The following is a 12319-nucleotide window of genomic DNA, read 5'->3' on the forward strand; positions in this document are numbered from 1 at the left end:
AATGAGTGATACACCTATTAATAAGTCAGCCATTGGGCTTTTATACGAAGCTGGCAACACACCCACTGTAAGTGTAAAAGGGTTTGGTGAGTTAGCTGACGAAATAATTGCAGCGGCAAAATTAAAAGGAATTATGATCCACGAAGATGCTGCGCTTGCTAAAACGTTGTCGCATTTAAGCTTAGGGGAAGAAATCCCTAAAGAGCTTTATTATGTAATTGCAGAGCTTATTGCGTTTTCGTATGTATTAAGAGGTCAATTTCCGCCAGGCTGGCAAGACTTTCAAGGTAAGTTAAATATTAAAGCGTGAGATTATTTACACGCTTATAACTAAAAAGGCGCTAAGCGCCTTTTTGTTTATGTAGTGAAAATAGTAATTCGGCTTCTGCTCGCGGTAATTCGCATTCGCGTATCACCTCATCGAGGTCCGCACCTAACTCAACCATTTTTACTGCACGAGAGTAAATTTTAGCATCAGGGTCATCGTATTTTTGCGCAGCTTGTTGTTGTATTAAATCTTGATTCTGTTGCTCAACCTCAAGCACTCGCTTACCAATACTTAAAAGCCCTGTTCTAAGCTCTGAAATTTCACTTCGCAAAATATGAGTTTGCTCTGAGCTATCTTTAAGCTGCTGTAATACAGCATTAACTTCATTCACTTGTTTGTTTTTTAATGCAATTATTAGCGCAAGCGATATAAGTCCTACCGCTAACGCTGATATAGCTATACTAAGTAACAGCATAATTTATTTGGTAAAGCTTATATATCGCTTAACTCATCCCATTCATCATCGCTGAGTAACTTGTTTAAATCGACTAAAATCAGTAGCTCATTATCACGATTACAAACGCCTTGAATAAACTTAGCACTTTCTTCAGTACCAACATTTGGTGCACTATCGATCTCAGAGCTGCGTAAATAAACGACTTCAGATACGCTGTCGGCTAAAATGCCGATAACTTGCTCTTCAGCTTCAATAATTAATATACGAGAATTATCGGTTGCATCAGCAGCTAACAAACCAAAACGTGCACGAGTATCAATAACAGTTACAACGTTACCGCGTAAGTTAATAATACCAATAACGTAAGAAGGTGCACCTGGTACAGGGGCTATCTCTGTATAACGAAGTATTTCTTGTACTTGCATTACATTTACGCCGTAGGTTTCTTCCTCTAGCTTAAACGTAACCCACTGTAAAATTTCATCATTATTATCTGCGTTTTTATTTGCTGACAGTAATTTATCTTGATTCATGCTATTACCCCGTAATGGTCATTACTACTGACGGCTATCTAAGCCTTTCTCTAATAATATATTTAAATTATCTACATCTATTAAAGCACACATTTTTTCTTTTATAACACCAGCAAGCCATGGGCGCTTACTTTTATTTGTACGCCATTTTACATCTTCTTTACTCAATGTAATGTTATTTATCAACTTTTCAGCTAATAAGCCCCACTGGCTATCACCTAAGGTAATTAAATACTGATAATCTAAAGACGCCTCTAATTTATCATCATACTTTTCTGGCATTACCCAACGAGCAGTATCAACAACATTAAGCTTTTCTTCTCTGTTGAGCATAACGCCTTTAAACCACTTTGGCTTACCAAATAAATGATTTACTTCACCTAATTGATGTATACCGCCTAATGCTTTTAATGGCACAGCCAATGTTAAACCAGCAACTTCAAAAAATAATGCCTGAAATTCACCATCAAAATAGTCAGATTGGCTGGTGGTTATAATCTGAGGTTCTGGTTCTTCTGTAATCGTACTTATCGGCTCTATTACTTCATCGTCAATGGCTTTATTAACTTTTTCGGCTTCAAAAATAGGTTCAACTATTGGCTTAATTTCAGAATTAAGTAAGTCTTGATCAAATATTTTTTCTGCCGCTTTTATCTGTTCTTTTGGTTTTAAATGAATATGTTCTTGCTGCGAGTCGTGTGGCATTTGCTCAAGTAATTTTGCGACTGGCTCAAGGTTATCTACAGGCTCGTCTTCACATAACAAAGCCCCTAGGTATTGTTTCATTACTTTTTCATTAGCAAATAATTGCTTACTCATTCATTAACCTTGTTCAATTAAATATTCTAGCAGTGCTTTATATGCGTATACACCACGCGAACGAGGACAATACTCTACAGGCACTTTTTGCGCAAAGCTTGCATCTCTAAATTTAGTATCTACCGGTATCACACCTGGCCAGACTTTATCACCATACGTACTTTGCAGTGTTTTATATGCTTCTAACGATGCTTTAGTTCGTTTATCATACATAGTAGGGATTATAGTATATTGATAATCTTTCGCTTGAGAGGTTTGCATTAATTCCATAGTGCGCATCATTCTATCAAGCCCTTTCAGTGCTAAAAATTCCGTTTGCACTGGCACTAAAATTCGCTCACTTGCTGCAAGCGCATTAACCATTAACACCCCTAAAACTGGGGGGCAATCTAAAATGGCATAATCGTAATGTTCACTGATTTTTGCAAGCGCTTTTTTTAGTATTAATCCCATACCTATTTTATTTCCCATGCTTCTATCAAGCGTGGCTATCGCCATTGTTGCGGGTAAAATATCTAGGTTTTCAAGTGTTGATGGGCATAAAGCTTGAAGTATCTCTTCACTTTGCATGCTCGTGCCACGCGCAAAAATATCATATACGCTGACTTCCAAATCTTCTGAGTCAATGCCAAAGTAATAAGTGAGTGATGCATGAGGATCTGTATCAATAAGCAACACACGCTTACCCTGCAAAGCTAAAATACCAGCAAGGCTCACTGCTGTTGTTGTTTTACCAACACCACCTTTTTGATTTGCGACAGTCCAAATCTTCACATTACATCCTAATTACTGTTCATTGCGCGTTGTTATGCGAATACCACCATGAGGCAAACGAATTATTTTTATTGTATCGTCATCTGAAGGAAGCTCAATTTCAGGCTCTTCCGCTACTGGCTTGACGGCTTGTTCATCACCTTTAATGTCTTGTATTGGTGGTAAACCATACTTAGAAAGTGCAATAACAACTTTACGATTTTCTGCTCGCCCTTGTTCTGTATCGTTACTTACAAAAGGTGAATATTGACCATAACCTTCTATCGCCATTCTGGCAGAATTAATACCTAATGCTTCCAGCTCTACTAAAATAGATGTTGCTCTAGCAACCGAGAGTTCCCAATTTGAGCGAAATATTTCATTGCGAATACTTTCATCATCAGTATAGCCACGCACCCTAATATAGTTATCTACTGGAGCAATAATATCTTTAACAATTTTGACGACTTGTTTTGCCCTAGAGTGTGCAACTGAGCTACCACTTGAAAATAACATACCTGAGCTTAGCTCTATAATCAGCCAATCTTGATTAAGCTCTAAGCTGGCTTCTCCATCACGAATTTCATCAATAAGCGCTGACTGCAGTTTAGTAAGTAAGCTATCGAGTGGTTTACCTAAATATTTTTGTTGTATGTTACTTGTATCACTTTGACCATCGAGTAACTCTGGACCTTGTTCTTCTTTTAAAATACTTTCACCATAAAGAACTTCTTGTTCAGGTGTCACTCTATCAGTCAATATTCCATTACCATTGACGCCCTCACCTTGCTGGGAGTGCTGGCGGGCAGATTTATCAAAAACGTGTTCAAGGGAGTCTGACAATATTTGAAATTGTTCTTCTTTGTTGATCGCTATCGCATACAGCACCACAAAAAAAGCAAACATAATGGTCATGTAATCGGCATACGATACAAGCCAACGCTCTGTATGTTGATTTTTTGGAGCAGAGTGACGCAGTCGTCGGCGTAGCATGTTATTCGTCCACTAAATTAGGACGCTCTACACGGTAGGCTTCAAGCTTTAATTCTATATTTACGGGGCTTTCGCCAACGCTTATTGCAATCACACCTTCGGCAAGCATTTCATGGTAAAGCATTTTTTGCTCTACACGCTGTTTTAACTTATTTGCCATAGGTAAAAACAATAAATTAGCTAAACCAACACCATAAATAGTCGCGATAAATGCCGTTGCAACGCCTGCACCAAGCATTTGTGGATCGGTAATAAACGACATTGCCTGTATTAAACCAAGCACAGCACCTAAAATACCAATGGTAGGACTGTAGCCCCCCATCGCTTCATAAACACGTGCGGCTTCAAGCAAGCGATCGCGTTCTAGCAGTAAATCAATTTCAAGCGTGTCACGTAGTTTTTGCTCTGAGCAGCCATCTACAAGCAAGCTTAAACCTTTTGCTGCATATGCATCTGGGTGAGCTAGCGCTTCGTTTTCAAGCGCTAAGTAACCTTCTTGACGTGCCTTATGAGACCATCGCTTAACTTGATCTATTGCATCTTCAATATCATATTGTGGCGCAACAAAAACCCAAGAACTCATATTTAGCATTTTTTTAAAGGTACTTGCTGATGTTTGCAACATAACAGCACCAAGCGTGCCGCCTAATACAATAATAAGGGCAGGGCCATTAAATAAAGCAGAAACAACGCCGCCTTCTAAAGAGTAACCTAAACCTATTGCACCCAGTGCTACAAATAGTCCAAATATTGAGAGTTTATCCACAACCTACCTCTCTCTTTATACGTGCTGCAACATCGCTCAATGCTAAGCTTTCACTCGAAAGCCCCGCATTAGCAATGGCTTGAGGCATTCCATAAACAACACAGCTTTTCTCATCCTGTGCCCAAATAGTTGCACCCGTTTGCTTTAACATTCTTGCACCGTCACGTCCATCAGCGCCCATGCCTGTTAAAACAATAGCAAGCACATCGCCTTGATACGTTTTTGCTGCACTGGCAAAAGTTACATCTACACTCGGTTTATAACTTATTCTCTCGCTATGATCTTCAAATACGCGCAGAGTTCTATTTGCACCACGCCCTTCTACCATCATCTGCTGTCCGCCAGGCGCTAGATAAGCCGTTCCTGGTTGTAAGCGGTCACCTTGTTGCGCTTCTTTCACTTTTATTTGGCACAGACCATTTAAGCGCGCTGCGAATGCAGGTGTAAAAGCCGCAGGCATATGCTGAATAAGCAAAATAGGGTGAGGAAAATTAGCTGGCAATTGAGTCAGTATAGTTTGTAGTGCAACAGGGCCACCTGTAGAAGTGCCAATAGCTACAAGCTGGTATTGCTTTCCACTTGCTCGCATTGAGGCAACATTAGAACCTGACGGTGTTGTAGGTGCTGCTCTTTGAAAGCTTCTATCGGGTTGTTTTATCGAAGGCGTTAGTGTGTTTGTTCTTTGCGAAAGTGAGCTTGTTATCGGTTTAGTTGATATTACTGGCTTAGGTGGTGTTGCAGATTTAAGCGTTCGCGGTAAACGTCTTCGCCCTATATCTTTCACTTTATTTTGTAAAAGCTTTATAGCGTCTTCATTATTGCGAGCGATGTCTTCAAATTTTTTCGGTAAAAAATCCATTGCTCCAGCATCTAGCGCATCAAACGTTGCTGTTGCGCCATCACGTGTTAGTGATGAAAACATTAAGATAGGCGTTGGATTACTCGCCATTATCTCTTTAACTGCGCTAATACCATCAAGCACAGGCATTTCGACATCCATAGTGATCATATCTGGACGTAGCTGAGCTGCTTTTTCAACAGCTTCTCTGCCATTCACAGCAAAGCCTATAACTTGTATATCGCTATCTTGCTCAAGGATTTCGCTTACCCTGCGGCGAAAAAAGCTTGAATCATCAACAACTAAAACTTTAACGGCCATTTAGCTCTCTTATTAAATTTATGCGTAGGTATATATTAAATATATACCTACTTTATTATTAGCCTGCGTAATGTTTTAACATGTTTGGAACGTCTAAAATCAGTGCAATGCCACCATCTGAAGTAATTGTAGCGCCTGCCATACCTGGGGTACCTTGTAGTAACGCATCAAGTGGTTTAATTACAACTTCTTCTTGGCCAATTAATGAGTCAACAACAAAACCAATTTGCTGCGTACCAATTTGCACAATAACTACATGGCCTTTTGCTTTTCGCTGTGAACGATCCGAGCCTTTAACTAACCAGTGCTCGAGGTAGAATAACGGTATTGCCTTTTTACGCACAATAATTGTTAATTGCCCATCGACCACATTTGTTTTCGTTAAATCTAAGTTGAATATTTCACTAACACCCGCAAGTGGTAACGCAAATGTTTGTGCGCCAACAATTACCATTAAGGTCGGTAATATGGCTAAGGTAAGTGGTACTTTTATCTCTAAAATGGTACCTACGCCTAACTCAGATTGAATACTTACAGAGCCGTTTAATTGGGTGATTTTAGTTTTCACCACATCCATTCCAACACCACGACCTGAAATATCAGATATCTCTTCTTTTGTTGAAAAGCCAGGTGCAAAAATGAGGTTGTATGCTTCAGTGTCAGAAAGTCGACTCGCTTGATCGTGGTCGAGTACGCCTTTACTAATTGCTATTTTTTTCAGTTTCTCAGCATCCATACCAGCGCCATCATCTTTAATGGTCAACAAAATATGGTCGCCTTCCTGAGACGCAGATAAAGTAACATTACCTGTTCTAGGCTTACCGGCAGCCTCACGAACAGCTGGCATTTCAATACCGTGGTCAACTGAGTTTCGAACTAAATGCACAAGCGGATCGGCTAGTGCTTCCACTAAGTTTTTATCTAAATCGGTTTCTTCACCTACAAGTTGTAAGTCAATGTCTTTGTTTAAGCTGCGTGCTAAATCGCGTACTACGCGAGGGAAACGACCAAATACCTTTTTAATTGGTTGCATTCGCGTTTGCATAACCGCGCCTTGAATATCAGCAGTCACTACATCTAAGTTAGAGATTGCTTTACCCATTGCTTCACTGTCTGAGTTGGTCGCTAAACTAACCAAACGATTTCGCACAAGTACTAACTCACCAACCATATTCATAATTTGGTCAAGTCGTTTTGTATCTACGCGAACTGTCGTCTCTGCTGCCGGTGGCGCTGATTTTTTAGGCGTCACTGGCGCTGCTTTAGCAACCGGTTTTTCTACCGGTTTAGAAACGGGTGCTTTTACAGGTTCTGGTTTTTTTACAGGCACACTCGCTTTTGCAGCTGGTTTAGCTGGAATATTGGGCTGTTTCACAGCAGGAGTGCTTTCTATTGATTTAGGTGCAGTGCCTTTACCATGAAGTTCATCAAGAAGCGCTTCAAATTCATCATCACTAATTTCATCATCTGATGAATTAGCAGTATTTGACGATGATTTAGCTGGTTCTACAGGTGCTTTAACTGCATTACTTTGCTCAGGTGCTTTACTCGCAACCTCACCAAAACTGCCAACTCCATGTAACTCGTCTAATAAGCTGTCAAATTCATCATCAGTAATATCACCATTAAAATCACTACTACTTGCGACTGGCTTTTCAACTGCAGGACCTTGTCCTTTACCGTGTAGTTCATCAAGTAAGTTTTCAAATTCATCTTCAGTGATTTCGTTTATTTCAGCGTCACTAACCGAAGGAGTTCCACTAAACATTTCATCAAATGCAAATGGATCTTCGTCCTCAGCTATTGGCGTATCAACTACTTCGTCAAGAGGTTGTTCAACGTCAGTTTCTGAAGCGACTCCATTAAGCTCGGCTTCTGTTGGAGGTAGGCCCAAAATATGGAGGGTTTGAAGTAACTCAGGATCTGCTGGTTCTGGCTTATCCCTATTTTGGATAGTCGCGAACATTTCATTAATGGTGTCGAGCGCTTGTAAAATAACATCCATTAACTCTGAATTGACCGTTCGCACGCCTTGACGTAGTAAATCAAATACGTTTTCAGCGCCGTGGCAAGCATCAACAAGTTCTGTCATAGCTAAAAAGCCTGCACCACCTTTTACAGTGTGAAAGCCTCTAAATATGGCATTTAGTAACTCGGTATCTTCTGGATTATTTTCCAGTTCAACTAACTGTTCAGATAAAAGCTCTAGGATTTCTCCTGCCTCTACAAGAAAGTCTTGTAAAATATCTTCATCGACTTCAAACATGCAGTTACTCTCCTCTTAGAAGCCCAAACTTGATAAAAGATCATCGACTTCATCTTGATCAGACACAACATCATTACGCGATTCTTTATCAATAATAGGGCCTTCAGGACCTGCTAAAGTTTGTGTGGCAACTGGTTCTTTTATTTTTTGTTGTTCTACTTTATTCGCTGTGTTGTCACTGTCATCTTGTTCAGCAAACGCTGTTAAAAGATGAAGTAAGCTTTCTTCTACTTCTCTAACAAGTTCTATAACACGGCGAATAACTTGACCTGTTAAGTCTTGATAGTCTTGAGCCATTAGTACATTTGTCATTAAGCTTTGAAGCTCATCCGTTTTATGATGAGAGTTATTCATAAACTTATCGATACTATGGCAAAGTTGTTTAAACTCACCAAGCTCAATCTCCCGGCTCATTAAACGATCCCATGTCGGTTTGATATGAGATATTTCATCTGCAAGTTGCTGAGCTATAGGTAAACTAGCCTCAACAGCATCCATTGTTTTATTAGCCGCATTTTCTGTCATTTCTATAACATAATTAAGCCGCTTTTTAGCATCTGGAATCGCATCTGTCGTTATGTTAGTTAAGCGAGTATCAAGCTCAAAGCTTTTAAGTGCTTCGTGCAGTTGACGAGTCAACTTCCCAACTTCAGCAAATAATTTAGACTGCTCTTGCGAAGCTGTCTCTAAAATCAACTGATTAGCTTTATCTTGCTCATCGTTTTCTAAATAAATGACGAGTTGACGAGCTTGTTCTAACGTTATTTGAGGCGCAGCTGGTGCTGACATAAGCCTCTCCCCCATCATTAGCCTAAGCGTTCAAATACTTTTTCTAATTTAGTTTTTAATGTTCCAGCCGTAAATGGCTTAACAATATAACCATTAACGCCAGCTTGCGCTGCAGCTATTATTTGTTCTTTTTTAGCTTCTGCCGTTACCATCAGTACAGGGATATGTTTTAACTTATCATCTGCACGAATTGCTCTTAAAAGGTCAATACCTTGCATTCCCGGCATATTCCAATCTGTAACCACAAAATCAAACACTTGATTTTGTAACATAGGCAAAGCTGTAGACCCGTCATCAGCTTCTTGAACGTTAGTGAAACCTAAGTCACGTAATAGGTTTTTTATAATTCGTCTCATCGTTGAAAAATCATCAACTACAAGAATTTTCATGTTTTTATCCAAAACATCCCCCAGTGAGGTATTAACCTTAGTTTACTTACTACTAGTTTATCCAGTCATTGATTTTAGCTTTAAGCTTAATCATCGCCTGACCATGTATCTGACTTACACGCGATTCGCTTACATCGAGTATATGTCCTATTTCTTTTAAATTCATTTCATCGTTATAGTATAAAGAAAGTACCATCGCATCACGCTCTGGTAATGACTTTATTGCATTTAGCAAAGACTCATTAAACCGATCATTTTTAACATTATTAAAAGGTTTGTCTAGCGCTAAATCTTGGCCTACGGGAGTAATAACATCCTCATCTACACCAAGGTCTTCTATGCCTAATACTTTACTGGTATTAACATCATTTAAAATATGATGGTACTCATTGAGTGAAATTTCAAGTTTTTCAGCAACTTCTGTATCTGTTGGTTCGCGATTCAGACTGCTTTCGAGCCCAGTAATTGCCTCTGCAACTTGTCGGCTTTTACGGTGTACTGAACGAGGAGCCCAATCACCACGGCGCATTTCATCAAGCATAGCCCCGCGAATACGAATACCGGCAAAGGTTTCAAAGCTTGCGCCTTTTGTTGCATCAAAGTTTTTTGAAGCTTCTATTAAACCTATCATTCCTGATTGAATTAAATCATCAAGCTGAACGCTAGGTGGTAATCGAGCAATTAGATGACATGCCACTTTTTTGACAAGTGATGCATGTTTCTCAACAATCACATTTAAGTTTTGTGTTGATTGATATCCCATAGCTCTATTCACCAATGTTGTCATAATTAGCCGTTTACTAGTTTCTCAATGAAAAACTCTAAATGCCCAGATGGTTGATTTGGTATTGGCCATTTAACTGCTTTTGTCGCCAGCGCTTTAAACGCGAGAGCGGCTGGCGAACTTGGAAAGAGCTCAACAATCACCTTTTGGCGACGTGTTGCTTTGCGCATATTTTCGTCATAAGGAACCGTTGCTACTAGCTCCATTGAAACATCTAAAAAGCGATCGGTAACTTTAGATAGTTTTGCAAATAATTCAGTGCCTTCACGCATACTGCGGACCATATTGGCAACAATTTTGAACTTATAAACACCGTGCTCGCGGCTTAATACTTTAATAAGTGCGTAAGCATCGGTTATTGATGTTGGTTCATCGCACACTACAACCATTACATCTTGTGCTGCTCGTGAGAAGCTTAGCACCATGTCTGAAATACCAGCGGCTGTATCTACAATTAAAATATCAAATTCGGTATTCAATTCGCTAAATGCACGAATTAGCCCGGCATGCTCAGATGGCGATAGTTCAACCATACTTTGCGAGCCCGATGTAGCGGGTACAATTTTAATACCAGCAGGGCCTTCAACTAAAATCTCGTCAAGCTCACATTCACCTGACAAAACGTGTGATAAATTGCGCTCTACACGTAAACCAAGCATCACATCACAGTTTGCTAAACCTAAGTCAGCATCCAGCACTAATACTCTATTACCTTGTTGCCCTAGTGCAATAGCGGTATTTAGAGAAACATTTGTTTTCCCTACCCCACCTTTACCACCGGTTACAGCGATAACTTTTACGCCGTTGTTATTGTTTTGACTCATTTTGCGCAGGCCGCTTGCTTGATCTAATACTGTGTTAATCATACATCCCTACTGTACTTGGCGCCACTGCTTGGTGCCTTGAATGTTGTGCTTTTGTTCTTTTTAAATATAATTGCTCAGCCTTTTTCACTAGTTTCTCAGCATTTGCAACACGAATATCTTCTGGCACTCGTTGACCGTTAGTAAGATACCCTATTGGGAGGCGATTTTGAATCGCAATACTAATAATCTCACCCAAACTTAATGATTCATCTAACTTAGTGAAAATACAACCACTTAACTGTACTTTTTTAAAGTGACGTACTGTTTCTTGTAATACATTAATTTGTGCCGTCGCGCTTAGTACTAAGTAGCTGCGAATATCCACACGTTGGTTACGCATTAACGTGTTTAACTGCTCAGTCAAACGTAAATCTCGCTGACTCATACCTGCTGTATCAATTAATACTAGACGTTTATTTCGTAAATGATATAAAACTTCAGCTAATTCATTAGCATCTTTAACTTGCTTTACACCACAACCAATAATACGGCCGTAAGTAGCAAGCTGTTCATAAGCACCAATTCTGTATGTATCAGTGGTTATTAAGGCCACTTTATCAGCGCCATATTTTTGTGCACCTAACGCTGCAAGCTTAGCAACTGTTGTTGTTTTACCAACACCTGTTGGACCCACTAACGCATATACACCACCTTGGCGAAGTATTTCATTATTGGTTGTTTGCATTTGATCTTCGACCATCGTTAACAACGCTTTCCAGCCTTGCTTACGAGATACATCATCAGGTACAAAACATGCCATTTGTTGCGCTACTTCTTTATCAATACCCATACCGACTAAGCGGTCAACCATGCAAGCGCGTGTTGGATCGCGACGCGCCATATCTTGCTGCATTAAGCCTGATACTTGATGCTCAAGTAATTGACGAATTGCGTTCATTTCTTCACGCATTGTTGTCATTTCTTCGCTTTCATTATTGGGTGTTTGTTGGCGAGCAGTTACTGGACTATCTAAATCATCAAAGTCGCTGTCTAAATCATCAAAACCTAAGCTATCCGCTTGAGTTTGTGGACGAACTGGCGCTGCATTTTCAGGAGCAAACATATTTTTAGTACGCTGTTCCATAGCTGGTTCTTGATAGTTATCGGTAGTATCAATACCTGATTGTGAAAACATTGATGCAAGTTCAGGGGAGCGAGGACGCGGTGATTGGCGCTCTAATAAAGCCTGTAGGCTGTCAGCCACTTTTGCTTGCGGCTCTGGTTTGGCACGCTGAGGCTCTGGTTTTACAAAATTATGCATGCTTTGCTGTGGTGCTTGAGCGCGCGGTTCTGCAGTACGTTGTGGTTGCGCTGCTACTTTAGGGGCTGCTTTGTCATAATCAACTGCCGCTACAATTTCTACACCGTTAGCCAGCTTCTTATTTGACATAATAACCGCATCAACACCTAACTCATCTTTAACTTCTTTAAGTGCTGTGCGCATATCTTTAGCAAAAAAACGTTTAATTTTCATGAT

14 protein-coding genes are annotated in these 12319 nt (G+C 39.9%); 1 reads left to right on the forward strand and 13 read right to left on the reverse strand.

All coding sequences use genetic code 11. The annotated features are described in order from the left end of the window. Position 1: 1 nt before the first annotated feature. Positions 2–310, forward strand: coding sequence for an EscU/YscU/HrcU family type III secretion system export apparatus switch protein (locus tag L659_RS0106090; RefSeq protein ID WP_024589934.1), 309 nt, complete (start codon positions 2–4; stop codon positions 308–310). Positions 311–341: 31 nt separating this feature from the next. Here the strand turns inward: L659_RS0106090 and L659_RS0106095 are convergent, their stop codons facing one another. From L659_RS0106095 to flhF, 13 genes are read right to left on the reverse strand one after another with little or no spacing between them, the layout of a single operon-like run. After that, the gene (locus tag L659_RS0106095; protein WP_024589935.1) at positions 342–743 is read right to left on the reverse strand and encodes a DUF2802 domain-containing protein; all 402 of its coding nucleotides are present in this window, start codon (positions 741–743) and stop codon (positions 342–344) included. Positions 744–760: 17 nt separating this feature from the next. After that, positions 761–1258, reverse strand: coding sequence for a chemotaxis protein CheW (locus L659_RS0106100; protein ID WP_002959294.1), 498 nt, complete (start codon positions 1256–1258; stop codon positions 761–763). A gap of 24 nt (positions 1259–1282) precedes the next feature. Then, positions 1283–2077 carry a chemotaxis protein CheW gene (locus L659_RS0106105; protein WP_007585828.1) on the reverse strand — a complete coding sequence of 265 codons (795 nt, stop codon included), beginning with the start codon at positions 2075–2077 and terminating at the stop codon, positions 1283–1285. A gap of 3 nt (positions 2078–2080) precedes the next feature. Continuing rightward, on the reverse strand, positions 2081–2851 hold the full coding sequence (locus tag L659_RS0106110; protein ID WP_024589936.1) for a ParA family protein: 771 nt from the start codon (positions 2849–2851) through the stop codon (positions 2081–2083). A gap of 12 nt (positions 2852–2863) precedes the next feature. Beyond that, a complete protein-coding gene (locus tag L659_RS0106115) occupies positions 2864–3823 on the reverse strand; it encodes a flagellar motor protein MotB (RefSeq protein WP_024589937.1) in 960 nt (319 codons plus the stop codon). A gap of 1 nt (position 3824) precedes the next feature. Further along, a complete protein-coding gene (locus L659_RS0106120; RefSeq protein WP_024589938.1) occupies positions 3825–4589 on the reverse strand; it encodes a flagellar motor protein in 765 nt (254 codons plus the stop codon). Further along, the gene (locus L659_RS0106125) at positions 4582–5748 is read right to left on the reverse strand and encodes a protein-glutamate methylesterase/protein-glutamine glutaminase (protein WP_024589939.1); all 1167 of its coding nucleotides are present in this window, start codon (positions 5746–5748) and stop codon (positions 4582–4584) included. Before L659_RS0106125 ends, L659_RS0106120 begins: the two co-directional genes overlap by 8 nt. A gap of 58 nt (positions 5749–5806) precedes the next feature. Beyond that, positions 5807–8014 carry a chemotaxis protein CheA gene (locus L659_RS0106130; RefSeq protein WP_024589940.1) on the reverse strand — a complete coding sequence of 736 codons (2208 nt, stop codon included), beginning with the start codon at positions 8012–8014 and terminating at the stop codon, positions 5807–5809. A 15-nt stretch (positions 8015–8029) separates the two neighbouring features. After that, a complete protein-coding gene (locus L659_RS0106135) occupies positions 8030–8803 on the reverse strand; it encodes a protein phosphatase CheZ (RefSeq protein ID WP_007585814.1) in 774 nt (257 codons plus the stop codon). 17 nt (positions 8804–8820) lie between these two features. After that, a complete protein-coding gene (cheY, locus tag L659_RS0106140) occupies positions 8821–9204 on the reverse strand; it encodes a chemotaxis response regulator CheY (protein WP_008132609.1) in 384 nt (127 codons plus the stop codon). A 40-nt stretch (positions 9205–9244) separates the two neighbouring features. Then, complete coding sequence (locus L659_RS0106145; RefSeq protein WP_007585810.1) at positions 9245–9955, reverse strand: RNA polymerase sigma factor FliA; 711 nt, start codon at positions 9953–9955, stop codon at positions 9245–9247. A 26-nt stretch (positions 9956–9981) separates the two neighbouring features. Beyond that, positions 9982–10842: a MinD/ParA family ATP-binding protein gene (locus L659_RS0106150; RefSeq protein WP_007585809.1), complete on the reverse strand. Its 861-nt coding sequence runs from the start codon at positions 10840–10842 to the stop codon at positions 9982–9984. Next, complete coding sequence (flhF, locus tag L659_RS0106155; RefSeq protein WP_024589942.1) at positions 10835–12316, reverse strand: flagellar biosynthesis protein FlhF; 1482 nt, start codon at positions 12314–12316, stop codon at positions 10835–10837. Before flhF ends, L659_RS0106150 begins: the two co-directional genes overlap by 8 nt. Positions 12317–12319 lie beyond the last annotated feature (3 nt).

This window comes from Pseudoalteromonas sp. S8-8, assembly GCF_000497875.1.
Lineage (GTDB): Bacteria > Pseudomonadota > Gammaproteobacteria > Enterobacterales > Alteromonadaceae > Pseudoalteromonas > Pseudoalteromonas arctica.

Bases quoted from the DNA above. Each gene is read 5' to 3' on its own strand.
- flhF (WP_024589942.1), bottom strand. From the start codon at position 12,316: ATGAAAATTAAACGTTTTTTTGCTAAAGATATGCGCACAGCACTTAAA.
- L659_RS0106105 (WP_007585828.1), bottom strand. From the start codon at position 2,077: ATGAGTAAGCAATTATTTGCTAATGAAAAAGTAATGAAACAATACCTA.
- L659_RS0106125 (WP_024589939.1), bottom strand. From the start codon at position 5,748: ATGGCCGTTAAAGTTTTAGTTGTTGATGATTCAAGCTTTTTTCGCCGC.
- L659_RS0106095 (WP_024589935.1), bottom strand. From the start codon at position 743: ATGCTGTTACTTAGTATAGCTATATCAGCGTTAGCGGTAGGACTTATA.
- L659_RS0106130 (WP_024589940.1), bottom strand. From the start codon at position 8,014: ATGTTTGAAGTCGATGAAGATATTTTACAAGACTTTCTTGTAGAGGCA.
- L659_RS0106115 (WP_024589937.1), bottom strand. From the start codon at position 3,823: ATGCTACGCCGACGACTGCGTCACTCTGCTCCAAAAAATCAACATACA.
- L659_RS0106150 (WP_007585809.1), bottom strand. From the start codon at position 10,842: ATGATTAACACAGTATTAGATCAAGCAAGCGGCCTGCGCAAAATGAGT.
- L659_RS0106090 (WP_024589934.1), top strand. From the start codon at position 2: ATGAGTGATACACCTATTAATAAGTCAGCCATTGGGCTTTTATACGAA.
- L659_RS0106100 (WP_002959294.1), bottom strand. From the start codon at position 1,258: ATGAATCAAGATAAATTACTGTCAGCAAATAAAAACGCAGATAATAAT.
- L659_RS0106145 (WP_007585810.1), bottom strand. From the start codon at position 9,955: ATGGGATATCAATCAACACAAAACTTAAATGTGATTGTTGAGAAACAT.
- L659_RS0106135 (WP_007585814.1), bottom strand. From the start codon at position 8,803: ATGTCAGCACCAGCTGCGCCTCAAATAACGTTAGAACAAGCTCGTCAA.